Annotated in this window: 20 protein-coding genes; 13 read left to right on the top strand and 7 right to left on the bottom strand. The window is 43.3% G+C overall.

The genetic code is table 11. The features are described 5' to 3' along the window. Positions 1-52: 52 nt before the first annotated feature. The 4 genes from LKO26_RS06730 to tssD all read right to left on the bottom strand — a co-directional run bounded on the left by LKO26_RS06730 (position 53) and on the right by tssD (position 4412). Positions 53-649, bottom strand: a complete 597-nt coding sequence (locus LKO26_RS06730; RefSeq protein ID WP_227587091.1) for a hypothetical protein — start codon at positions 647-649, stop codon at positions 53-55. 7 nt (positions 650-656) lie between these two features. After that, positions 657-1706, bottom strand: a complete 1050-nt coding sequence (locus tag LKO26_RS06725) for a hypothetical protein (RefSeq protein WP_227587090.1) — start codon at positions 1704-1706, stop codon at positions 657-659. Further along, complete coding sequence (locus LKO26_RS06720; protein ID WP_227587089.1) at positions 1706-3811, bottom strand: type VI secretion system Vgr family protein; 2106 nt, start codon at positions 3809-3811, stop codon at positions 1706-1708. The genes LKO26_RS06725 and LKO26_RS06720 overlap by 1 nt, the downstream gene beginning before the upstream one ends. A 196-nt stretch (positions 3812-4007) precedes the next feature. Then, positions 4008-4412 (bottom strand): type VI secretion system tube protein TssD, encoded by a 405-nt coding sequence (tssD, locus tag LKO26_RS06715; protein WP_227587088.1) that lies wholly within the window; start codon positions 4410-4412, stop codon positions 4008-4010. A gap of 356 nt (positions 4413-4768) precedes the next feature. Between tssD and LKO26_RS06710 the strand changes: the two genes are divergently transcribed. The 12 genes from LKO26_RS06710 (at position 4769) to tssR (ending at position 18699) form a co-directional block, all read left to right on the top strand. Beyond that, the gene (locus LKO26_RS06710) at positions 4769-7252 is read left to right on the top strand and encodes an ATP-dependent Clp protease ATP-binding subunit (RefSeq protein WP_227587087.1); all 2484 of its coding nucleotides are present in this window, start codon (positions 4769-4771) and stop codon (positions 7250-7252) included. Positions 7253-7265: 13 nt separating this feature from the next. Further along, a complete protein-coding gene (locus LKO26_RS06705) occupies positions 7266-8144 on the top strand; it encodes a lytic transglycosylase domain-containing protein (RefSeq protein WP_227587086.1) in 879 nt (292 codons plus the stop codon). A gap of 1 nt (position 8145) precedes the next feature. Beyond that, positions 8146-8586 carry a GPW/gp25 family protein gene (locus tag LKO26_RS06700; protein WP_227587085.1) on the top strand — a complete coding sequence of 147 codons (441 nt, stop codon included), beginning with the start codon at positions 8146-8148 and terminating at the stop codon, positions 8584-8586. Positions 8587-8598: 12 nt separating this feature from the next. Beyond that, positions 8599-10470 carry a type VI secretion system baseplate subunit TssF gene (locus LKO26_RS06695; RefSeq protein WP_227587084.1) on the top strand — a complete coding sequence of 624 codons (1872 nt, stop codon included), beginning with the start codon at positions 8599-8601 and terminating at the stop codon, positions 10468-10470. Positions 10471-10477: 7 nt separating this feature from the next. Further along, the gene (locus LKO26_RS06690; protein WP_227587083.1) at positions 10478-11422 is read left to right on the top strand and encodes a hypothetical protein; all 945 of its coding nucleotides are present in this window, start codon (positions 10478-10480) and stop codon (positions 11420-11422) included. 45 nt (positions 11423-11467) lie between these two features. Next, positions 11468-12382 carry a TssN family type VI secretion system protein gene (locus tag LKO26_RS06685; protein ID WP_227587082.1) on the top strand — a complete coding sequence of 305 codons (915 nt, stop codon included), beginning with the start codon at positions 11468-11470 and terminating at the stop codon, positions 12380-12382. Continuing rightward, entirely contained in the window at positions 12379-13527 is a 1149-nt protein-coding gene (locus LKO26_RS06680) for a hypothetical protein (protein ID WP_227587081.1), read from the top strand. Before LKO26_RS06685 ends, LKO26_RS06680 begins: the two co-directional genes overlap by 4 nt. Before the next feature lie 72 nt (positions 13528-13599). Then, entirely contained in the window at positions 13600-14271 is a 672-nt protein-coding gene (locus tag LKO26_RS06675) for a response regulator transcription factor (RefSeq protein WP_227587080.1), read from the top strand. 3 nt (positions 14272-14274) lie between these two features. Further along, positions 14275-14808, top strand: coding sequence for a type VI secretion system TssO (tssO, locus tag LKO26_RS06670; RefSeq protein WP_227587079.1), 534 nt, complete (start codon positions 14275-14277; stop codon positions 14806-14808). 18 nt (positions 14809-14826) lie between these two features. After that, complete coding sequence (tssO, locus tag LKO26_RS06665) at positions 14827-15351, top strand: type VI secretion system TssO (protein ID WP_227587078.1); 525 nt, start codon at positions 14827-14829, stop codon at positions 15349-15351. 25 nt (positions 15352-15376) lie between these two features. Beyond that, the gene (locus LKO26_RS06660) at positions 15377-16294 is read left to right on the top strand and encodes a PKD domain-containing protein (RefSeq protein WP_227587077.1); all 918 of its coding nucleotides are present in this window, start codon (positions 15377-15379) and stop codon (positions 16292-16294) included. A gap of 29 nt (positions 16295-16323) precedes the next feature. After that, a complete protein-coding gene (gene tssR / locus LKO26_RS06655; RefSeq protein WP_227587076.1) occupies positions 16324-18699 on the top strand; it encodes a type VI secretion system protein TssR domain-containing protein in 2376 nt (791 codons plus the stop codon). A gap of 74 nt (positions 18700-18773) precedes the next feature. On the opposite strand, the gene LKO26_RS06650 is transcribed toward tssR, so the two are convergent. From LKO26_RS06650 to LKO26_RS06640, 3 genes are all read right to left on the bottom strand, one after another. Continuing rightward, positions 18774-19211, bottom strand: coding sequence for a hypothetical protein (locus tag LKO26_RS06650; protein ID WP_227587075.1), 438 nt, complete (start codon positions 19209-19211; stop codon positions 18774-18776). A 72-nt stretch (positions 19212-19283) separates the two neighbouring features. Further along, positions 19284-20645: a DUF5458 family protein gene (locus tag LKO26_RS06645; protein ID WP_227587074.1), complete on the bottom strand. Its 1362-nt coding sequence runs from the start codon at positions 20643-20645 to the stop codon at positions 19284-19286. 15 nt (positions 20646-20660) lie between these two features. Next, positions 20661-21107: a type VI secretion system contractile sheath small subunit gene (locus tag LKO26_RS06640; RefSeq protein ID WP_227587073.1), complete on the bottom strand. Its 447-nt coding sequence runs from the start codon at positions 21105-21107 to the stop codon at positions 20661-20663. Between the two features lie 268 nt (positions 21108-21375). Here LKO26_RS06640 and LKO26_RS06635 point away from each other — a divergent pair. After that, positions 21376-21737 (top strand): DUF4280 domain-containing protein (locus tag LKO26_RS06635; protein ID WP_227587072.1); only part of this gene is annotated, 362 nt, incomplete at its 3' end.

The raw sequence follows: 21737 nt of genomic DNA, 5'->3' as shown, positions 1-21737 counted from the left end.
CCGGACAACTGTATAACGATGTCGCTTTACCTCACTTCCGGATACGATGCTATTACTGCAAACCGATGATAAAGTAGGCTAAAAAACCCAACAAACTGAGAAAAATCACAGCTATTACAATATAAGGAAGCCGGGTTGCCGCAAACAAAATGAAAGCATCCATCCCTGTTTTTTTTCTTTTGGATGCCATGGTCTCCTGAAGCCCTTCATGCAGCTTTTCTTTATGAAGTGCATCCCTCTCATTCCGCCCGGTCAGACTCAGTGCGCCCAGCCAGAAATATCTGTTTTTGCCATTAACATTCACCCGAAGTATATCCAGCAGCCCTTTTTTGGTAGTATTGAAACTGTAATTGACAACCTCATCATTTGCGATGACCGTTTTTTTCCCGGTTTGCACCGTGGTAAATTCCAGGGAATCCGGAGCGGTCATGACCGAGATGACTTTGGAACATCTGATATTGATGGCCATTACCAGAAAAAACGCAGCAGACAAAATAAAAATTAAAGTAAGTGTTTGCTGTGTTGTATTGCTAAACAATCGGTAGATACCCTCGCTGGTCACAAAAAGCAATAATCCTGCAAAAAATAAGGCTAAAGAAACCATCCAAACCGTGAGGCTGAATTGCCTGAATTGATACTGATTTTCCATAATTCAATTATACTTCTACGCGCTTTATTTTATACTCTGTGATGACTTCAAAATTATTCTTTATTTTTTCGGCTATTGAAGCCTTCCCCTCCAGCAACAGTTTACTTTCCTTATGAACAGTATAAGTAATTCTGTAGATAAAATCAAATTCGGTATAGCTGAACTTCAGGGCAGACTTATAAATTTCATCATATCTTTTTTTGAGTTCATTATCCGACAGATTTTCTCTCTTGAGGGTCCCTACAAGCCTGTAAGTAGCCTGGTCATCATCTTCTTTCACCAGTGATTTTACCACCGCTGTATTCAGGGAGATATTGGGAAACAATTGTGAAAACTGATGGAGTTCATAGTCCTGAAGTGCGCTACCCAGGGAAGCTCTGAAAAAAATATGAAAAAACAGATTTTTATCCAGATTATCTGAAAATTTAGTTTTTTCCAGAAACTCTTTATTACCGGTAACAATTATATCTTCTGCCTGTTTCGGTGCCTGTGCCAAAAGTTGCTGAAAGATTTCATCCTTTTGAAGTTCATGATCCCGGAATGCAATCCATTTCTTTCCGGTTTCATTAAAATTGAACACTTCAGCACGACCGTTTTCCGTAATTCTACAGGTTAACGGCAACTTGAGCTTCTCCAATTTCTGAGCAAATAAAAATCCTTTTTCATAGACCACCGGGTCCACCTCAAAGGTAAAATCCGTCATCTCAAAATTGTAAACCTCCGCATTTTCTGCCTGAGAAACCAGAAATTCTGAAAAGGTGTGTGCAGAAAGCGTAATGATTTCATTATTAATCCTACTCACATTAGACTGCTCACACCGGTATCTGGCAACATTTCTGAATGAAGTCTGGTTCACAGCTTTAGTTTTGGCATGCTCATCAACAGCCGGTAAAAACAATTTTTTAATGTGGTAAGGAATATCATTATTGAAAATCTGCTGGGTAAGGTTTGCCCGCGAATTGTGAAAATCCAGCAATTCATCTACGGCTAAACCATGCTTCCCGGCAAGTTCTTCCAGCGTATCTTCTTGTTGTATTTGGTATGTGTAAAACTCCATTAATTAATATCTACCTGATTGGGGTTATTGATGCTGATGACTCCGGGTGTAATGTTGATGGCCGATGCAGAGCACGCAGAGCCTGAAGAATTATCGGCGGTAACCGATGTGGATCCGTTGATTTTTACCACGGAACCTTCAATCGTAATATTAATGCCTTTGATGGTAATATTTCCTTCACTATCCATGATGATGGAACTTTCTCCGGTCTCCAGTTTTATTTCCGAGTTACTCTTCAGACCGATATTGCCGCCATTGTCCATGGTAAAAACACTCTCGTCTTTCCCTACATTCACTGTAGATCTCGTGGCAACATTGGTGGTATGGCTGTTCCCGATATCTTCCTGATTGTCATTGCTTACCTGAGTGGTCACATCTCCGGTGCCGCTCAGGGTCACAAAGTTTCCGTTTCTGTCTTTAATTTCTATACCGGCGCCATCATTCAGGCAAATGATATTTCCACTTTTGCTGCTCAGGCTTTTGATGTTGTTTCCCGCACCACCGCCTGCGCCTACTTTTCCGTGAAACATTCCACCCAGGGCAAAAGGCCGGTCCGGGTGATTATGCTGAAAACCCACCATCACCTGATCTCCTACCTCGGGAATTGCCATAAACCCACGGTTTGCACTCACTTTTTCACTGCCACCGGCATCCGGAGTCATCACCCGGATAAATTCGCTCCTGTCTGCGCCTTTTTGCCAGTCAAACTGCACCTGAATCCGCCCCAGGTTCTGAGGATCTGTATTAGAAACCACCCGGGCCACCTGCGGTTTGGCATCCGGCACTTCAAACTGAGGCCTCGGCATAAAGCCACTGTCTGCCGCAATCGCTTCGAAATGTCCGTTATAGTAACCCCGGGCATCTACTTCATGGGTTACTTCTGTAATCATCAGTTTGGTAAAGAACGATGTTTTATTGGAGTCCTGCTGTCTCATTTCTATATTGGCCGGACAACCCGGATATAAGAACGGAACCGAGGTCGTGCCGGTGGTCACAAAAACATCTGCTGCCCTGCTGCCGGCCGTCCCTTTCTGTGATGCACTGATATCTGTAGATGTTGCAGATTTAATGGGAGCCACCCGCAGGGAAGGTGTTTTAAAGGTAGATTCGGAAATACCAAAGGCACGCCGGGCAATATCTGATTTATGATGCACGGAAGACGGTCCTGTGGTCAGTTTTTCGTCTTTACTGCTGTTATAGCCGTAGAAAGTGGGACTCACATGCAGGGCTCTCATGGCCACTTTGATATCGTGTACATTACTCCCGTACTTTAATTCTACCGGTGTTTCCTGTGGCGGCAGTTCCCCGAAATGAAGTACTTCGCCATCGTAATAAAACTGCTCACCATAGGCTTCGGCCATACGTGCCAGGTAGTTATAATGCGTTTCCTCGTATTGCGAACTGTAAGAAAGACTGCCATACTGCGCGGCGATCCTGTAATCAAACCGGTTTTTTTCCAGTCCTTCTTTCAGCACATGATCTGCAATACTGCTGAGACTTACCGGCTGCGCCCCGCCAAAACTTTGGGTATGCGGCGCGGCATCCAGAAGAATGGTAGGGCTGTACCCCTTTAGTATAATATTTCCGAGACTTCCCTGTTCCTGGGCAAATGCCACTTCGGTAATCACCCCCACGAAAACCCGCTCGGCACTGTCTGTGACATCCTTGTACCGGAATATTGCCGTGATTCTTTTTCCTAAAAAATTCTGGGCATCTTCCAGATGGTGATTTTCCGGATTCCCCATCACATCATGGCTCAGCTCTACCGTAAATTCATGATGTTTGCGTGCGCTTTGTATCAGCCTGAAATGTTTAAAGTGCTTCACGGTCTGACCTTCTATTACAATACCCAATTTTACCACGCGATTGATACCGAAAAGTTGATCTTTTACAATATTTCCGGCATTATAAATCCGGGAGGTAGGTTGCGGTTGCCAAATTTGGTTCTGCATGGCATCTTTAGACGCTGCGGCTATACCCTGATCAAACTGCGTGATTTTCTGTGCAGAGTTTAGTTCCGGCTGAACCGAATCTGCCGGTGCAGAAGACTCGGAGCGCTTTGGTGTAATTATCTTACCGGATACTGAAGAATCTTGTTGAAACATGAAAGCTTGTATTTGGAGTTTATCTGTTAAAACCTGTGATGTGGGTTATTTATTATCATGATGGCCAAAAAAAGTCAACCACAAAAGCGTGAACACCTTCAAAGGTTTGAAAATCAACACAAAATCCTGATGCGACGGATACCGCACCAGGTTTTGTATGATTCATATAAGATTTTTCTGACTTTGATTCTTACAATTAAGAAGGCCAGAGTCCTGCATACATTGCTGAACCATAATCAATCGTTTCTGCACTTACTACAAATGAAATCAGCATATTATTATCATTCAGCGCATCAAAATCTACTTCGTGCTGAATCACATAGCCGTTTTCCCACTTCAGCTTAATCAGTTCACCTTCTTCGTGAGCTTTATTGAAAGTAATTTCACCTACTGTAGGCTTATACTTACCGTTCAGTAAGCTCTCCAAAATGGTAGAACTTTCAGTAGCCTCTATGGTTACTTTGATTAAAGCATTAGACGGATCAGACGCCACACGTCCCGAAACATCGGTCGTTCTGCTTACGCTGTAGTTCAGTTTTAATACTTTCTGGTCTTCGCCACCATTAAATTTCAGTAGCCCTCTGGAATTGTTTGCTGCCATGATTGGTTGATTTAAATGTTGATAAATATTTATTTTAATAGGACAAAGATAGAGGCTCTTTGGCAAAATAGTTGTAGTAATTTTACGACAATCCTTGAAAACTTTAGATCACAAAAAAATCAAATAACGCTTTTTTACATAAAAAATACACGATTTTCACACCATAGTGATAGTGAACCAAACTCCCCAACCCTTATCAATTCTACACCAATAAAGAGTTTTTAAAACTTTTGGTGAAATTATTATTCAATTATAAAAAATTATCTATATTTGAAAACACATCGTTATTGCATTGCTTTGTTGCTGCAAATAAATGTGTAATTACAGACCACATTCACAACATTAAAAGCAGATTTATGAGCGTAATCTTAACCAATGAGACCATAAACGAAGTATTTCATGTTGCCAGATCCATAGCCCGGGAAAATTATAATCAGGAATATGGAGCAGCCCATCTTTTACAGGCACTTTTGCATAATGATTTCGGGTTAAAAGGTTTCCTGATTAGTCTGGGTAAAGATCCCGGATACATTTATGAATGGGCAGATGTACGCATAGAAGAACTGCCCAAGATCAATCAACTTCCGGAAGTGGTCTCGCAGGACAACAAAGCCGAGCTGATACTGGAAGAAGCAGACGAGATTCGCCTGAAACTGGGTCTGGACGAAATTTCACCCCTTTGTATGCTGGCTGCCATTGCCAAACCCAATGTCGCGTACAGCACGCAGGAACTCAAATCCCTGCCCTTGCGTGAGCATGAAATTCTGAATCTGTACCGCGGGGAATCCCAGCAAATTGACCATCAGGAAAAAGCATTACTGAACGGCAATTCTGCTACAGGACACACATTGCAGGCTATTCAAAGTTACTGTACAGACAAAACCAGACAGGCACGGGACGGAAAACTGGACACCATCATCGGACGAGATAAAGAACTGCGGAACCTCATCGAGATTTTGTGCCGCCGCACCAAACCCAATGTCATTATTGTGGGTGAACCCGGAGTGGGCAAAACAGCCTTACTGGAAGGATTTGCCACCGAAATCAGCAAAGGAAATGTACCGGAACTACTGAAAGAAGCCACCTTGCTGGAACTGGATACCGGTTCCCTGCTGGCAGGAACCTCCTACAAGGGAGAAATAGAAGACCGGCTGAAAAAAGTCATCAACGAATGCAAAACCATTCATAAAGCTGTTTTATTCATTGATGAAATCCACGCACTGCTGGATCCGAAAGGCAGTGCCGGAAATGTGGCCAATTTACTGAAACCGGAACTGGCGCGCGGCGAAATCACGGTTATAGGCGCCACAACTCAGGAAGAATACCGTAAAATCATAGAACCGGAACGTGCCTTTGACCGCCGTTTTGAAGTACTGCATGTTCTGGAACCGGATGACACAACCTGTGTGAAGATGATGGATGCGGTACTGGAAGGTTACAAAAAACATCATCAAATAGAAGTGGAACCGGATGCACTTCAGGAATGCGTGCGTCTGGCCAAAAGATATTCCAAAGGTAAAAAACTGCCCGATTCAGCAATTGACCTGCTGGACCGTACCATGGCTTCCGTTAAAATGCTGGACGAACTCTCCGAAACCGAACTGAAAAACTGGAAGGAAGATTATGACCGGCTCACGGCACAAAATGAGGAAGAAAATCCCGGTCTGGCCGATGAACTGGTGTGGATGTACCAACTGCTGGAAAACAGACTGAGTCCTATTCTGTGGGGATTACTCTCAGAGCATCCGAAGCTGGACCACACTATGGAAGTTTCCGTACTGAAAAAACATCTGGAGGAAACCTATGCTGAACTGATGCAGCATGCGGCAGTAAAAAGAGAAAAAGCAGGTAAACTGGAAATGGCAGCCGTGATGGCAGCCAAAACCGGAATCCCGATCGGGAAAATACAAGCAGGCGAAAAAGAAAAACTGCTGAATATGGAAGACCTGCTCATGAAGCGAGTCATCGGGCAGGATCATGCCCTCAGAATTCTCTCCGAATCCATTGTAGAAAGCCGCAGCGGACTGAACAAACCCGGGCAGCCTATCGGTTCCTTCTTTTTGCTGGGTCCCACCGGAACCGGCAAAACGGAACTGGCAAAGTCTATAGCAGAATTGCTGTTTAATGATGAGAAATCCATGATCCGGTTTGATATGTCTGAATTCAAAGAAGAACATTCGGCGGCATTACTCTATGGAGCGCCTCCGGGATATGTAGGGTATGAAGAAGGGGGTATGCTGGTGAATAAGATCAGGCAACAGCCTTATGCAGTGGTATTGTTTGATGAAATAGAAAAAGCACACAGTTCCGTATTTGATGTATTTCTTCAGATTATGGACGAAGGAAAAGTACATGACAAGTTGGGCAAGGAAGGCGACTTCAGCAACTCCCTGATTCTATTTACCTCCAATATCGGAAGTGAGGAAATTGTACAATATTTTGAACGAAATGAAATTCCGGAATCAAAGGATCTGATGAAAATCATGAACGAATCGGGAAAATTCCGTCCCGAATTCCTGGCAAGAATAACCGAGATTATTCCCTTTGCACCCATCACCGAAAAAATGGCCGGGAAAATTTTTGAAATTCAGCTCAAAACGCTTCAGAAATCCATGGAACGTCTGGGCATGAACCTCAGCGTAAGCAGTGAAGCGGTAGAAAACCTAGCACTGAACGGCTTCAGCAGTAAATATGGAGCCCGACAGATATCCGGTGTCATCCGCACCAAACTGGCGAGACCGGTATCCAAAAAAATTGTACGCGAAGAAGTAAAACCGGGACAAACCATCACTGCAGACTGGGATGCTGCACAAAACGATATCAGCTGGACCATTCAATAAAAAATTCAGAGCATTGAGACGTATCATTACATATTATGGTATTTTTCTGTTTGTGTTAATCAGCAGTAAAGTGAAGGCACAGGCACTCACCGCAAACAACACATCCGAACAGAGTGTACGGATGTATCAGAGCGTGATTAAAAACAACAGACAACTCGTCAGTTATATAGAATATACGTTTGTAAAAAAGGGAATCCCGAAACACCTGCGCAACCTGGCTATTATAGAATCCGGTCTGGACCGCCATCAGGTATCACATGCCGGAGCCAAAGGCGTATGGCAGTTCATGCCCGCCCATGCCAGCATGTACGGACTTACCGAAGACGAACGCTCAGATATGTATAAAAGTACCCAAACGGCCGCTGTTTCCCTGAGTAACCTCTACAAAAAATACAGAAACTGGATTACTGTAGTGGCTGCTTATAACTGTGGCGAAGGGAATATTCAGAAGGCGATGAGCCGCGCCGGATCCCGGCTATACACAGATTTCAGACCATACCTACCCCAGGAAACCCAGAATCATGTTCAGAAATATCTGAATGCCAGCTATGCGACCGGAGAACTGAGCCAGGTTCTGAATAACTACCACAATTTTGCAGCCCAAAACAACAGTTCCGGGACATTGCGTATGGTGGCAGCACCCCGGAGCACCCATAAAGGTAAAAAAGGAGCCGATCTGGTAGAAACCCAATTGAACAGTGCCTACCGCATCTCGGCCATTGCAGAAGTTCTGGAAATCAGCCCAAAACAACTGCTGAGCTGGAATCCCGGCATAGAACGCCGTCTTCAGGAAAAAGGTGAAAGCGATTTCTATCTGCCTACCGAGATGATGGTTCAGTTTGAAATCAACAAAACAAAAATTCTTTCGAACTCACTAAAAGCAGAAGATTAAGATGGACCAGAAGAATTACAGCTTACCCTTCAATCCTTCAGCGGTGATGGTAAGTAACGGTACGATATCTACGTGCAGTATGGGAGAAAGCATTGCACAGAACATCATGTTGCTCATCATTACCAAGCAAGGCGAAAACCGCTATGATGAGAAGTACGGAAATGATGTATGGAGTGTGGAATTTGACAATGGTGTATCGCCCGCCATGTGGGAAAACATCTTTATAAACAGCCTGAAAAGACAGATTGCCCAGTACGAGACCCGAATTACGCAGCCGGTGATCCAGGCGCATATTACCTATGTGGAACACAATTATGAAACCCGGAATTTCACCGAGGTTAAAAAGAAAGTAAAAGTGGGAATCAATGCAAAAATTGAATCTACAGGGGAGCATTTTTCCTTTTCCACGGAACTGTTTCTGAGTCCGATGTCTATAGATTAATAAAGAGAGACCATGAGTTTTAATCAGCAAGCCTACTCTAAAGAAGCCATAAAATCCAGAATGCAGCAGAATGCGACCAAACTTTGGGGAGTCAAAAACATCCAGAGTCTGGATCCTTTTGTCAAACTTCTGATTGATGCGTTCAGTACAGAAGTATTTAAGGCGAATAATGAAATTCAGACCATCAACGGCAGAATTCTGGAGAAACTGGCCAGAATGCTGACCCCGGCCAAATACACCCACCCAAGTCCGGCACACGCCATCGCTTTCTGTATGCCCGATGAAGACCGGGAAATCCTGATGTCTCACGCAGAGTTCTTCGTGAAGAAACAATTGAATTCCTTCCGCAAAAACCAACCGGACCGCCAGCTGGAAATCCCGCTCACTCCCGTAGATCACATTCAGCTGATCAATGCTCAAACCCTGTTTATGGCGGCAGGAAACACGGTATATCATATAGATGAGCAAATGAATAAAATTGCGGTGAGCAGAATGCCTTCTGATCCCGACCGGTTTCGGAGAATGAAAATAGGCATTGATTTCAGCCGGTATGCATCCGGAAATCCTCCGGAAAGACTGAGTTTCTACTGTGCCAATCCCACCTACGAAGGTGTAGGATACCTCTACAAACTACTGCCGCACATCAAAGTATCCTGTAACGGGACAGCACTTACCGTTCAGCCGGGACTTACTTATAATGAGTCCATACCCGAAGAAGGCTTCCGGGGAATTTTTGAAGAGCAATCCCTGCAATATAAAATCTGTGCGGACATCAAATCTCTGTATCAGCATAAATTTATAGAAGTTTCCGGCTTCACCCCTCATCTTTTTGAAGAGATGACTACTGGTGTTCCGGAAGATATCCATCAGGGAAACCCTGTATTTCTGTCCTATCAGGATAAAAAAATATTATGGCTGGATCTGGAGTTTCCGCCGCAGTTTACGGCAGAAATTCTGGAAAACTTCCTCTTCGTACTCAATGCGTTCCCGGTATACAACCGCGGATGGAAAAAGACCGAGTACAGTCTGGACATCATGGGCAATAACATCCCTCTGGAAACCACAGAAGACGAACATTTTCTGTACGTAGAAGAATTGACAGACGGCCTGGGCAAGACCTACCACGAAATTCCCTTTACGCCGGATGAGGAAATGGAAAAAGGCCTGTACACGGTACGAAAAGGCGGCATGGAACGGTTCACTAACCGGAACGCCATAGATCTCATAGCCTATGTCATGGAATTATTGCGGGATGAAGTCGCTGCATTTTCCATCATCAACAGAGATAAAGTAAAAGATGTACTGAGTGAAATCTCTGATAAGATGAAAGGGCTGATGAAGAAAGTAGAACTGGCCAATAAGGAACTGAAAGAAGACATTAATTACGTCATTATAGAGCCGCTGGAAAATTCCGCACATACCTATGCCGCATTCTGGGTTACCCAGTCTGCTCTAGCCAACGGCATACGGCCCGGCACAGAATTTAACTCACAGAAGAAGCTGCAGAGCATCACCCTGCTTACCGAAACCACCGGGGGCGCTCAGGAAAAGAAACAATCGGACACCATCCTTGCCTACAAGTATGCGCTGACCACGCGTGATAAAATTATCTCTATAGAAGACGTGAAAAATTATTGCAGGATGATGCTGCGGGATGAGATGAAGTCCATCACCGTAAAGCGGGGAATTATGATCAGCGAAAAGCCGAATGAAGGATTTATAAGAACCATAGACATCTCCATAGAACCACAAAATTATACGTTTTATGGCAAGTCATACTGGGACGCTATGGCAGAAACGCTGAAGCATCATATAAAATCCAAAGCCATAGACGGCCTGGAATACCGGATTGCCATTAAAGATGAAGGTGTAATTGCAGAATAAATACAAGATGCGAAAAGACACAGACCATATCTCAGAATTGAATTATAATAAACTTGGCACCGATTTCAAGGTAGAAGCGGTGACGGCAAACCTGCTGAAGTATTATAAAGAGCACGCCTCTGTTTTCATTAAGAAAATAGGGGTTAATGACCGACCCTACCTGAAGGATATCAAAAAAATATATACTTCGCATTACGGCCTGGATCAGCAAACCATTGTACTGGAAACCTACCGGGAAAGCATTTATGATTATCTGCCGGAAGGATTATTTCACCCGCCGTCACTGGGACAGCAAAGCTACAATGTGGACAGTGTGGTGAAGGAAATAAAGAAACAAAAAGCGGTAGAAGAAAGCGCGCGGAATTTTTTTCAGCCTTTTGAGCAGGAATTTTTCTATACAGAGGTTGCCGCCCTGCTGAAGGAAATGGAACTGGACATTGCAGACCAGTCTCATGTAATCATTGAGGTAATTGCAGACCTGTGGCCCCTTCTGAAAGAAGTAGACGGGCACACCGCCCGGACTTTTTTCCACATCTTACCCTTCTTGCATGAAGTGCGGGGAAACAGAAAATGGATAGAAAAGTTCCTGAGTGCGTTCCTCAATGTAAAAGTCTGCATAGATTTTGTTGCGAATAAAATTAATGAGCAGAAGGATCCGGATGGGATGATCAACCTGGGGACCACAACACTGGGAATAAATTTTATACCCAATGGAGCTCACTGGGATGGAGAACGAAACTGGCGTGTGAATATAGGGCCGATTCCGTACCCGAAAATCCATAAATATGTCCCGGGGCACCCCTTCAGAAAATTATTACAAGGGATTTATGATTATTTAATGCCACTGTCTGTGAGGATAGAAGAGAATTTTGTTACAGAAAAGGAAAAAAACTCATTTGTATTGGGAAAAACTTCAAACACCAACCGTTTGAGCTATTCCACTTTTATTTAACCGGCTATTGTATTAGCCCAACTTGAAAACACAATAAAGCAAATTATGGAGGTAAGCTCTCTCAAAAGTATATTCTTCAGGTATATCCTTATGCCATTGGTGGTAGGACTGCTGGTTCTGATCATGAGCCTCATCAGTAAAAATAAAACCGCCATTAAATTAAAGCACATCATCATTTATGTACTGCTGGCTTCACTGGTTCTGTGCCTGCCGGGGTTTCTGGGATTCTCCGGAAATCTCTTCAGTCCGTACTGGTATCTTTTCGCGCAGTTATTTTATCTGGGGTTGGGAATTCTGCATGTAAATGTGCTGCACCATTATTTCAGAAAGCATATTAAAACATTAGGAATGAGCATGCTTTTCGAGAGCATTCTTACCATAGCCTGTCTGTCTTTAGGAGGTTATCTTTTCACATGGATATTCTCCTGGATCAGCACCGGACTGGGCAATCCCTATATGGCTGCGAGCAGTATGCTTATCTTCTTTGTGCCGCTGCTTTTTTACTATTGCTACATCCAGTTCATCAGCATTCCCTTTGATATTTATAAAACCTGGCGGTATAATCCGGAGCAGAAACCGCATAATTTTCAGGGGGTGGATTTTGACCGGCTCATGGTACTGAATGTGGAACTCAGCAAAAATTCTGAAGACCAGCAGCGATTTATGGTCAAAGCCAAAACGCTCCCCACCGGAATTACCTTCGGTGACTGGTTCTTCCGGGTGGTCGATGATTACAATCACAAAAACCCCTCATCTACCATCAAGCTTACCGATGAGAATAATGAACCTTACTACTGGATCTTTTACATCAAAAAATCGTTTTTCAGCAACAGGAAATATATTGATTTTGATGAAGACATTACCACCAACCGCATTACCGAAAATGAAACGGTCATCTGTAAAAGAGTCATCAGACACCAGGAAGAAGGACGCCAAAACCTTGAAAATACACTATTATGATAAAGCCTTTACAATACCATGCCGTAAACTGGGTAGACGGGATGAAAATATCCCGGGAACACTTGGTGCACCAGGAAAACTTTGTAATCGACTTGTTGCGCGATGCCAATTCGATTCCTATTAACGCCTTGAATTACGGGCTACTACCGGCTACAGAGAAATATGGCGATAAAAATCTCTACGAAATTCACAATACCGCCACCAATGACGCCCAACTCGTCATTAAAAAATGTACCGCAGTCACGCTGGCCGGTCACCGCATTGAACTCACAGACTACAAGGTCAACATCCGGAGTCTGGCAAAAGAAATGACCGGTGCCACCCAGGAAGAGGCTGAAGGCGTTTACTATATTCTGGCGTCTGTGAATCCTTTCGAAAAAATACCTTTCGGAGATATAGATTCGGAAGAAATACCACCTCGACACCCCTTTACACAGCCGTCGCACCGCATAGAACTCGTAGATGTTTCGGTACTAAACGGCAGTTTTTCCGGCGGCAACTATCTGGTATTGGGCAAGGTAGCCATTAAATCCGGAATTGCACAGATTGACTCCAATTTCATACCTCCGTGCACCGCTGTAGAGAGCCATCCGAAATTGATGGAATATCACGGCAGCTTTTCCAGTGCCCTGGGCAACATCCGTCAGTCGGCTTTTAAAATCATTCAGAAAACCAGTCATAAAAATCAGAATAACGTGATGGCTGACAATGTGAAAACCATGTGCCGCACAATCATTCGTCATACCGGAGAAAATTATTTTCAGCTGAAAAACATGGTTCCGGTACAGCCTCCGGTTGTGATGATGAATATTTTTGCCAAGCTGGCCCTGCATCTGTATAATGACACACAGATGATGGTACAAGCTGAACTGGAGGAATTGCTGAATTACAGCATGGAATGGAGTGAGATCTCCCCACACACCCTGCTGAACCAACTCTCTACGGTAGCAGAAATTAACTACGATCACCATAATACAGGAGAAGATTTCTTTAACATCAGCCAGTTACTCAAGAGTCTGGAACACATCTTCGGAAAACTGAGCGATCTGGATTATATAGGTCAGCGTAAAGAAAATATTATTGTGAACGAGCAGGAAGTAAAATCTACCAATGACCCAAAAAAAGGATGGAGCGTCATTGATTAACCCCCACATTATTGACTAGCAAAAAAACACAATGATTACATAGAGAGAGAATATTAATCTATAAGAATTACCATGTTTAGTAATAATGCCAAAATAAAAAGATTCTCCATAGCTGAAAGTGATTTTTACTTCAAACAGTTTTTGGTGAAAATGTTGATGGAAAATCCCTTTTACAGGATTGTAAACGACTGTAATAATGGGAATGAACTGATTAACCGTTTGTACAGCAAACAGGAGGACATCTTTGTCATCAATCTCTTCATGCCCATTCTGAGCGGCCTGGAGGCCATCAAATTCATTCGCCAGACCAATAAAAACATTCCCATTCTCACTTACTCTGCCACATATCAGGCAGATATGGCCGAGATTATTGAAAATATCCCGAATACCTATTACTGCCAGAAGAGCAGTATTGTGATTAAGGACATTCTGAACAACTGCATTATTTCTAAAAACAGCAGTTATGAGGAATACAAGAAAGAATGGGCTTCCCAGTCTGAGGCGGTAAAAGACTATCTGCAAAGACAAAAACAAGAGCAGGAAGAACTGTCTGTCACAGAAATACAAATTCTGAAACTTTGCTACGAAGGTTACAGCAATAAAGACATCGGTGAAAGACTGAATCTGAGTTCCCGCACCATAGACACGTACATTAACAGGCTTACGGAGCGCCTGGGGCTGAAAAGCAAACTGGACCTGGTGAGGTTCTGTGTAGAAAAAGGATATTATAACACAAGCATTTAGATTATGGTTTCAAACGGAAAACAAAAACTTAACCGCAAGGATGTGAGGCAGGCTACACTGCGCTTTATACTTTCTTTCGTGGTGCTTTGCACAGTGAGTTTTCTCACGGTTTTCTTCATGTTTAAAAGTTCGCGCATACAGCAGGAACACATACAGATCGAAATAGATGCATACAAAAATATGATTTCCAGAAACGAGGTCATGAGAACCAAACTGGATGAAATCTATGACCAGATGAACCTGATGAATTCCAATAAAGTTCAAAATGAAATCTTGCTGCGCGACCGGATTCTGGAGGACATCCGGAATACAGAAAGTGCGCTTCGGGAAGACAGCGCCAAAGGCCTGAAGCACTATGCTGTCTTCCTGAAACACTCCAAAGAAATCATGCGTTTCAAAAATGAACTGCTCAATATACGCATACAGGAACAGAGCGCATTGCGAAATCTGAACGACTGTATGGGCACAGAACAAAGAATGACCGACCGGCTGAAACCCGACGTGCCCAAAATCAGCAAAAAATTTAAAGGCAGATAACTTTTGTACACCCACACTATGGAACAGATTCACATTACCCTCTCCAATAAAGAAAAAAGACACTATTTCCTGTATCTGCTGGCCATGCTGTTTTTTGCTGTGCTCATTCTTTCGCTCATTCTGCTGGCAAAATTCCGGTCACCGTTTTCAGATGCAGACCTGGTGTCCATTCAGGTACTGCAGGAGAAAGCAAAATTTGAAGACCGCCAGGCGAAAACCATTTATGTGCTGGACAGCGCTTTCAGCAAGATAGAAAGACTGCCCCTGGAAACCAGAAATACATTTGAGGCCAATGAAATACAATACAGCATTAATGACATTCCCAATGTTTTTGAAACCGTGAACACCACAGACCCGCGCAAACAGTCTTATGTACAGATTGCCCGGTTTTATGAGATGTTTTTCAGAGACAAAGAAATGGCATCCAAAATGAATGAAAACATGAAATTCTATAAAAAACAGGCCGAAGACTGTGCCATAGGCGTGAAGGAAAAAAAACAGCAGCTCCTGAACCGGGACAACAGTATGCTGATGAGACCATAATCAACCCCTTGATAAACCTATCCGTATGAACTATATTCAGAAAAACAAGAAAAGCATTATTTTGGCAGTCATTGCTTTGCTCCTGGCGGCCGCCCTACTCGTGCTCTGGCTTCAGAGAAAAGTACTGCACAGTGCAGATGATATTATAGCAGCAGTATATCCCTCTACACTTCATGTAGGAGACTCCCTTTCATTTGAAAACAAATCAAATTTTGGCACCACCGTCCGGTGGGATTTCGGCGATGGTGTGACTACGGATAAAAGTTCGGGCGTGCATTTCTTTAAAAAGTCCGGATTCTATCCCGTATCCCTTACCCTGGATAATAAATATACGAAAACCTTCTCGGTACTGGTTTCGGCACCGGTGGCCAGAGCTGCAGACACCATTATGACCACCTCGGTTATAGACGGACCACCGCAGGCCATGCAACTGGAAAACGTTTTCTTCCGTGCTATTTCACCAGACGCTTCCAGTTTCAGCTGGAGATTTGGAGAATCCGGAAACATCGACTCTAATGAAAAAATGCCCTCCTATGCTTATAAAAATCCGGGAAATTATACCGTAATCCTTACAACAGATGTAGATCAGGTCTCGCATCAGATTAAAATTCTGCCCGCATACAGCGAGTTGGATGATGTGGAAGAAGTAATGGCCAGTCCTTCTATTTCTGCGGTTTTCGAGAAAATCAGCAACGATTTCAAATATCATCTGCAACAAATTGCAAACGGTAACAATTTCAACACACACTATAATTATCTGCTCAATACTTATCTGTGTAATAAGGACAACATCAGTGTAAACGTAAACGGGAATAACCAGTCCTTCTACTATTATACCACAGGACTGCAGTTTGACAAGAAAAATATCATTCAGGAAGCAAAAATAACATTTGATGCAGATCAGAACTGCGTCACCAATGTAGAAATCAAGCAAAGCAAATAACAGAAAAGTGTAACCGAAAAAGTCATCTTATGAAAAATAAATTACTATCCCTTACCTGTATTGTGACTGCAGCCTGGATCAGTTCCGGCTGCCATGTCAGAATTCCGGGAGAAAATACGCCCAAACCGTCTTACTATGGAGTGATGGACAGAACCACGGTGAGCAACGGATTCCCCAACCAGTCTGAGCCATGGGTGGTCATCTCTGACCGCGCCAGTAATACTGTCTTCATGGACAAAGGGAGTGAGAAATCCCCAAAGGAAATAAAATTTCTGGAGCCCTTGCTGGTCATGCAATACAATAACAGTAAAAAACTGGTAAAAGTAGCGGAATACAATCCCGATGCGCTGATGCAGAAAATTCCTGTGCGCAATGTAAAAACCTACGGCTGGATTCCCGAGGATCAGCTGCTGCTCTGGACCAACTCCATCAAAAGCAGCGAAACCGGATTCAGTATGAAGGCCGCCCTGGCACCCAACAATTCTGATGTTTTAAATAATGGTGCCAAATACCTGAAAAACGATTCGGTAGTGCTGTTTTCTACCCCCGATCTCACCAAGGTGACCGGTAAAAAATTGCCCATAGGGCAAATGGTCTACATTTATAAAAAAGGGGAAAACGACCGCTACCTCATCGGCAAATATCCTTCTGTAAAGATAGACAGCGTGGAAGGCAATATTTATGGCTGGGTAAACGGGAATATTGTTACACCCTGGGGAGAAAGAACCGCACTGCGTTCATCAGCAGATTACGCATTTACCGAAGATGTGAACCAGATGGCCATCACCAAAATATCTGCCGGAGGTGCTACAGAACAAACCCGTTTTGTGGTGACAGATTCTGAACTTCGTACGCCTATGGAAAATCTTATAGCCGTAAAACCTACTGCACTGGACAGTCAGAACACCGGAAAATTCTTCACCAATGCGCTGGATTACAATAATAATTTCATTCTGAATGTACTGGGAGAACCGCTGTATTATGACCGGTTCAAGGAAATCACCCGCAAAAATAAAAATCTGAATATTGTTTTTGCGATAGACATCAGCCGGAATAACACACAAAATATTTCCATTGCAAAATCAGCATTTCAGGACATTGTACTGAAACTTCATCAGCTGAACTACTTTCATAAAGTAAAATTTGGCGCTGTCCTTTATAAAGCAAACTCCTGCGGAGACAATGTAGCGGCATCTGCACTGAATGCCAATTATGAGGTCATCACTAAATTTATAGACGAACAATCGGTGCTGATGAACTGCAACAGTTCGGGAGGCCAGCCGCTGGCCGAAGGACTGGATGCAGCCGGCGAATTGCTGAATCCGGTGCGGGATGAGACCAATATCCTCCTGGTGACCGGCTCTACTTCCCTCTCCGGTAGTGGCGCCTATAACGCCATCCGCTCGCTTACCTCAGCCAGAGCCAGAACTCTATTTTTCCAGACGGCTTCCGCTTCGGCAGACAGTTATAACAATTACGTGCTCATGGCCGAAAATGTACTCACCAATACGGCAAAAAACATTGCAGAACTGGACAAGGAGCGCATTGTGGATCAGGCATTGATCTTTGACAAGAACAATTATAATCTGGTACAGGGAGAAGCAGGTGTTTATTCACTGGACTATCCAAAAGGAAGCATGTCCCAGGGCTTCGTAATCTATCCGAAAAAAGGCGAAGCTACCTCCGTAAGCCTTCTTTCCAAATCCTTTGATACAATGGTGGGCCAGCTGACCCATTATAATAAAACCATAGACTCTACCCTTACGGCTTATTTTAAATCTTCGGTTGGATCTTCTAAAACATTCCTGAAACCGGACTTTACACAACAATATCCCAGCGCCCCAGCACTGATTCCTACAGAACTGGCTTCACAGCTGGTCCCTTATGATTTTCCGTTTCTGGCACGCGGCACCTTTCCGGAGGCGTACAGAGAATACTGGCCGCAGATTCAGAAAGGGATTCTGATTTCCGAACCGGAATATGATGCGCTGCGTAACTTTTATATGGAAACCTATCAGCAGACAGAGCCCTACAGCGCCTCATTCAGTCAGAGAAAAGCGGTGAGCAGATACCTGAAAGTACTGAAAAAGTACAGCGTAACAGATAAATTCCGCAAGGGAGCCTATCTGGAAAAACCAATGGACTACTCCGTAGCATTAGCTACCGGATTCGATAATTCATCAGAAGAAATGCTCTCCAGATATATGCTGAAAGGATGGAAAAAATCAAAAGTAATTCCGGAAAACGCTGCCAAAACCTATTTTAATCAATTCAAAATACTGGCCGACAGACTTTTGGATCACAAGAATAACCCAAAAATTATGATTGAGCAAAACGGAGCCCGCTTCTACTGGCTGAATTCTTATTTTATGCCTATGGTGACGCCTTTGGAAAACTTACCTTAAAACGACAGAACATTATCCAACAAAACCGCCCGGAAAAGGCGGTTTTTTCATGTCAGAAATTGTCTGTTACTGGTTTACGGCGCATAGGGAACCGCCTGAAACCGGATATTTAAAGCGTTAGTAATAATGGTGTATGAGGAGGCCTTCTGCAAATAAATACTTGCAGAATCGTCATGTGCAGGCTTGCGGATTTCGTAATCAGAGATAAACCTGAACGGCCATACCGCTGTCGAATCATTATTGCCTTTGGAGAAACGGCCTTGTTGCACCTCATAGACATAAAGCTTCTTAGCTGCTGCAGAAGCACTGTCAGCCAGCAACAGCATATTGGTGCGGAGGATGAGGTCACTTCTTTCTGCAGCTTCATCAGCAGACAATACTGGAATTTCTTCCGCAGCTTCCGTGGCGAACAGATCTATGGCATAACGGTCCGGCCTTTCATATTTTTTTTCGCAACCCCACAAGAAGATTACGGTCATCCCTGCAGCCGGCAAAAATGTTTTTAACTTCATAGCATCAGATTTCATTAAAAAAGGGACTGCGCAACATGCAAATCCCTTTTTTTATATATTAATTTACTACTTTTATTCCTGTTGGTATTCTGCTTCCCATTCATTGCCATCATCACCCTTATGACCATCCAGTTTTATAACGAAACTTTTAGTCGGGAAATATGGAGTCATGCGGATATCCAGCCATACACGGTCTTTATTTACACGGTCTTGTTCAAAGCGTACAATTTTAAACTTCTCAATCAGTTTATCCGGCCCTTTAATCCCATCCAGAAACGTCACAATCTGTCTTCTCAGATCGTCCTCATTCTTCGGGTTCCAGTTTTCAAAAGCTCTTCTGTTCAGGAAATCCAGTAAAACCTTGGTCACATAATCGAATACGCGCACTACGGAATAGGTCTGCAGGCCAATATTGTCACCCGTAAACAAAGTTTTGGCAGAGAATGCCATAATTTTTCCGTACTCATTCACCATAGGCACCAGTCCCATTTTTTCCAGCTGAGAAATTTCGCTTTTTTTAAGGTCAAATTTCACGGCATCCACTTCGTTGATATTGCCATGTTTTTTTCCGGCAGCTACTTGGGACATCAGGGTTTTATAAATTTTTCCGGCCAGCGAAGTAGATGGCGGGAGGTCTACATTTTCCTCTTCGCCTACTTCCTCGGCCTTGCCCCGGCCTACCAGCCAGTTGGTGGTCATGATAACGTTACTCCGGTGCAGTTCACCGCCGGTAAGATTGGCAGAGTGGAACAGATCTACCACATCATCCGGTTTATCCAGATTGGCAAAATCAGTCACCAGCATGACTTTATTTTCGTTACAGATTTTTGCCCATTTTTCAACCACCTTATTGGATCCCAAATATCCCGGAATTGCCATAATGGAATAGTTATCCCTCAGATCCAGACGGTCGTAATATTTTTTAAACTCTTCGGCTATGGCTTCAATAAATATAGGATTATCCAGATCCTTCATCTGATCCAGACTGGCGTTCACAATACTTAGATTATCTACTTTATCCAGCTCCGTATTTTTGTAGAACTGTGCCACTGTTCTGTAACTGGTTTCCAGATTGCGCACCGCATCCAGAGTGTTTTTCAGGTTACTTTTCAGATTTTTCTCTGCAGATACAGACTTCGTTCTACAGGATTCGGCCATTTCCTCTGCCGAATTATGATTCTCCAGCAGAGAAACCCAAAGGTTGATCTTCTGCAGTAAATCTTTTCTTTCTACGGCTTTATTGGAATCATTCAGGAAAATTTCTTTTCTGGCCTTTCGGGTAGGGTTCATATTGGCAATGCCATCTACCACCGTTTCTATAAAACCAAACCCTCCCACTTTGTTCAGCTCCTGCAGGGCGGGTGCTTTCTGCTGCTGGTTTTGCTGTTGTGTATCTTGCAGACTTTGAGTTGCTGCTTGTTGTTTATTGTCCATGGATGTGTGTTTAAGTTATTTTTCAAGCTCACTGGCCACATCTTTCAACGCTTGTATAAAAGCATCTTTCGTTTGTGGGTTTTCCAGGATTGTGCGCAGGATTTTATTGTTTTTTAATTGTCTTAAAACCTTATTATACTGCTCTTGCTCCATGCTGAGTTGTTTCAGATAATCAGAATTCTGGGTAAGGTTCTTCGGGGTAAAATCGCCCAGTTGTTCAAACCGAAATTCTTCGTTAATAATGCTTCCGTCCTCTGTTTCATGTTGCACAGAAATCGCAGGCTGAAAATGTCTGAAGACGTCATCTACCGTTTTCAGACCTTTTACAATTTCCGGAACCATCGGTTCATCTGCTGTCAATTGGCTTACCACAAGGGATCTGTTCTCCTGAATCTCCTGTATTGCCTCGTTAGCATCAACCTTAACCTCGTTGCCGCCAACGCCGTAATTAAACATTGCCATAAGTTCTTTATTTTTATTCTTATCTTTTTTCGATGTTCTAAATTTATAAAAAAAATTCCATCTGTCCGGTAATTTCCATATCATTTTATCTTTATTAAAATGAATTTTATAAGACCTGTCCTTACATTAAACAAATAAACAAAAAAAAGCAATCTTTCATTCAGAAAAAAAATATTTTTTCAAAATTGTCGTAATTCTACTACTTTTTGTAAAAGAGATTTTGATTAGCTTTAATCCGTTACTTATAGAACCCTGAAAATCTTTGGTTATGGCTTCACCTCATGACGGTAAACATTTTGTGGTACAGAAAGGAACCTGCCAGTGCAATCAGGGGTTTCAGTTTCCTGCTTTTAAGGTGACCAGCCATCAGAAGCATTATTGGAATGACGCCGATGGACAGGCAGATTTTCTGGCCGTGACTGAGGATGACCTGATGCTGGATCCTCCTGCCATGCCCTTTGGGAACTGCAAACTCAAGCCCACATCCGGCGGCTATTTGCCCTGCTCCTATGCGCCGGCCGGCAAGTGGCAGAAAACTTATGACCAGGTAAAAGTCATGGGCAAAAGTTGCGTAACCGAAATCTCCGAACTGCAATGTACCGTGGGCGGCAAGATTACAATTCTAAAGCA

The sequence above is a fragment of the Chryseobacterium sp. MFBS3-17 genome, from assembly GCF_020687745.1.
Classification (GTDB): Bacteria; Bacteroidota; Bacteroidia; order Flavobacteriales; family Weeksellaceae; genus Marnyiella.
Note: the sequence above shows the minus strand (reverse complement) of the source record. Positions and strands in the feature narration are given on the sequence as shown.

Excerpts from the sequence above, each read along its gene's own strand:
- LKO26_RS06730 (WP_227587091.1), bottom strand. The coding sequence starts at position 649 with ATGGAAAATCAGTATCAATTCAGGCAATTCAGCCTCACGGTTTGGATG.
- LKO26_RS06725 (WP_227587090.1), bottom strand. The coding sequence starts at position 1,706 with ATGGAGTTTTACACATACCAAATACAACAAGAAGATACGCTGGAAGAA.
- LKO26_RS06720 (WP_227587089.1), bottom strand. The coding sequence starts at position 3,811 with ATGTTTCAACAAGATTCTTCAGTATCCGGTAAGATAATTACACCAAAG.
- tssD (WP_227587088.1), bottom strand. The coding sequence starts at position 4,412 with ATGGCAGCAAACAATTCCAGAGGGCTACTGAAATTTAATGGTGGCGAA.
- LKO26_RS06710 (WP_227587087.1), top strand. The coding sequence starts at position 4,769 with ATGAGCGTAATCTTAACCAATGAGACCATAAACGAAGTATTTCATGTT.
- LKO26_RS06700 (WP_227587085.1), top strand. The coding sequence starts at position 8,146 with ATGGACCAGAAGAATTACAGCTTACCCTTCAATCCTTCAGCGGTGATG.
- LKO26_RS06695 (WP_227587084.1), top strand. The coding sequence starts at position 8,599 with ATGAGTTTTAATCAGCAAGCCTACTCTAAAGAAGCCATAAAATCCAGA.
- LKO26_RS06690 (WP_227587083.1), top strand. The coding sequence starts at position 10,478 with ATGCGAAAAGACACAGACCATATCTCAGAATTGAATTATAATAAACTT.
- LKO26_RS06685 (WP_227587082.1), top strand. The coding sequence starts at position 11,468 with ATGGAGGTAAGCTCTCTCAAAAGTATATTCTTCAGGTATATCCTTATG.
- LKO26_RS06680 (WP_227587081.1), top strand. The coding sequence starts at position 12,379 with ATGATAAAGCCTTTACAATACCATGCCGTAAACTGGGTAGACGGGATG.
- LKO26_RS06675 (WP_227587080.1), top strand. The coding sequence starts at position 13,600 with ATGTTTAGTAATAATGCCAAAATAAAAAGATTCTCCATAGCTGAAAGT.
- tssO (WP_227587079.1), top strand. The coding sequence starts at position 14,275 with ATGGTTTCAAACGGAAAACAAAAACTTAACCGCAAGGATGTGAGGCAG.
- tssO (WP_227587078.1), top strand. The coding sequence starts at position 14,827 with ATGGAACAGATTCACATTACCCTCTCCAATAAAGAAAAAAGACACTAT.
- LKO26_RS06660 (WP_227587077.1), top strand. The coding sequence starts at position 15,377 with ATGAACTATATTCAGAAAAACAAGAAAAGCATTATTTTGGCAGTCATT.
- tssR (WP_227587076.1), top strand. The coding sequence starts at position 16,324 with ATGAAAAATAAATTACTATCCCTTACCTGTATTGTGACTGCAGCCTGG.
- LKO26_RS06650 (WP_227587075.1), bottom strand. The coding sequence starts at position 19,211 with ATGAAGTTAAAAACATTTTTGCCGGCTGCAGGGATGACCGTAATCTTC.
- LKO26_RS06645 (WP_227587074.1), bottom strand. The coding sequence starts at position 20,645 with ATGGACAATAAACAACAAGCAGCAACTCAAAGTCTGCAAGATACACAA.
- LKO26_RS06640 (WP_227587073.1), bottom strand. The coding sequence starts at position 21,107 with ATGGCAATGTTTAATTACGGCGTTGGCGGCAACGAGGTTAAGGTTGAT.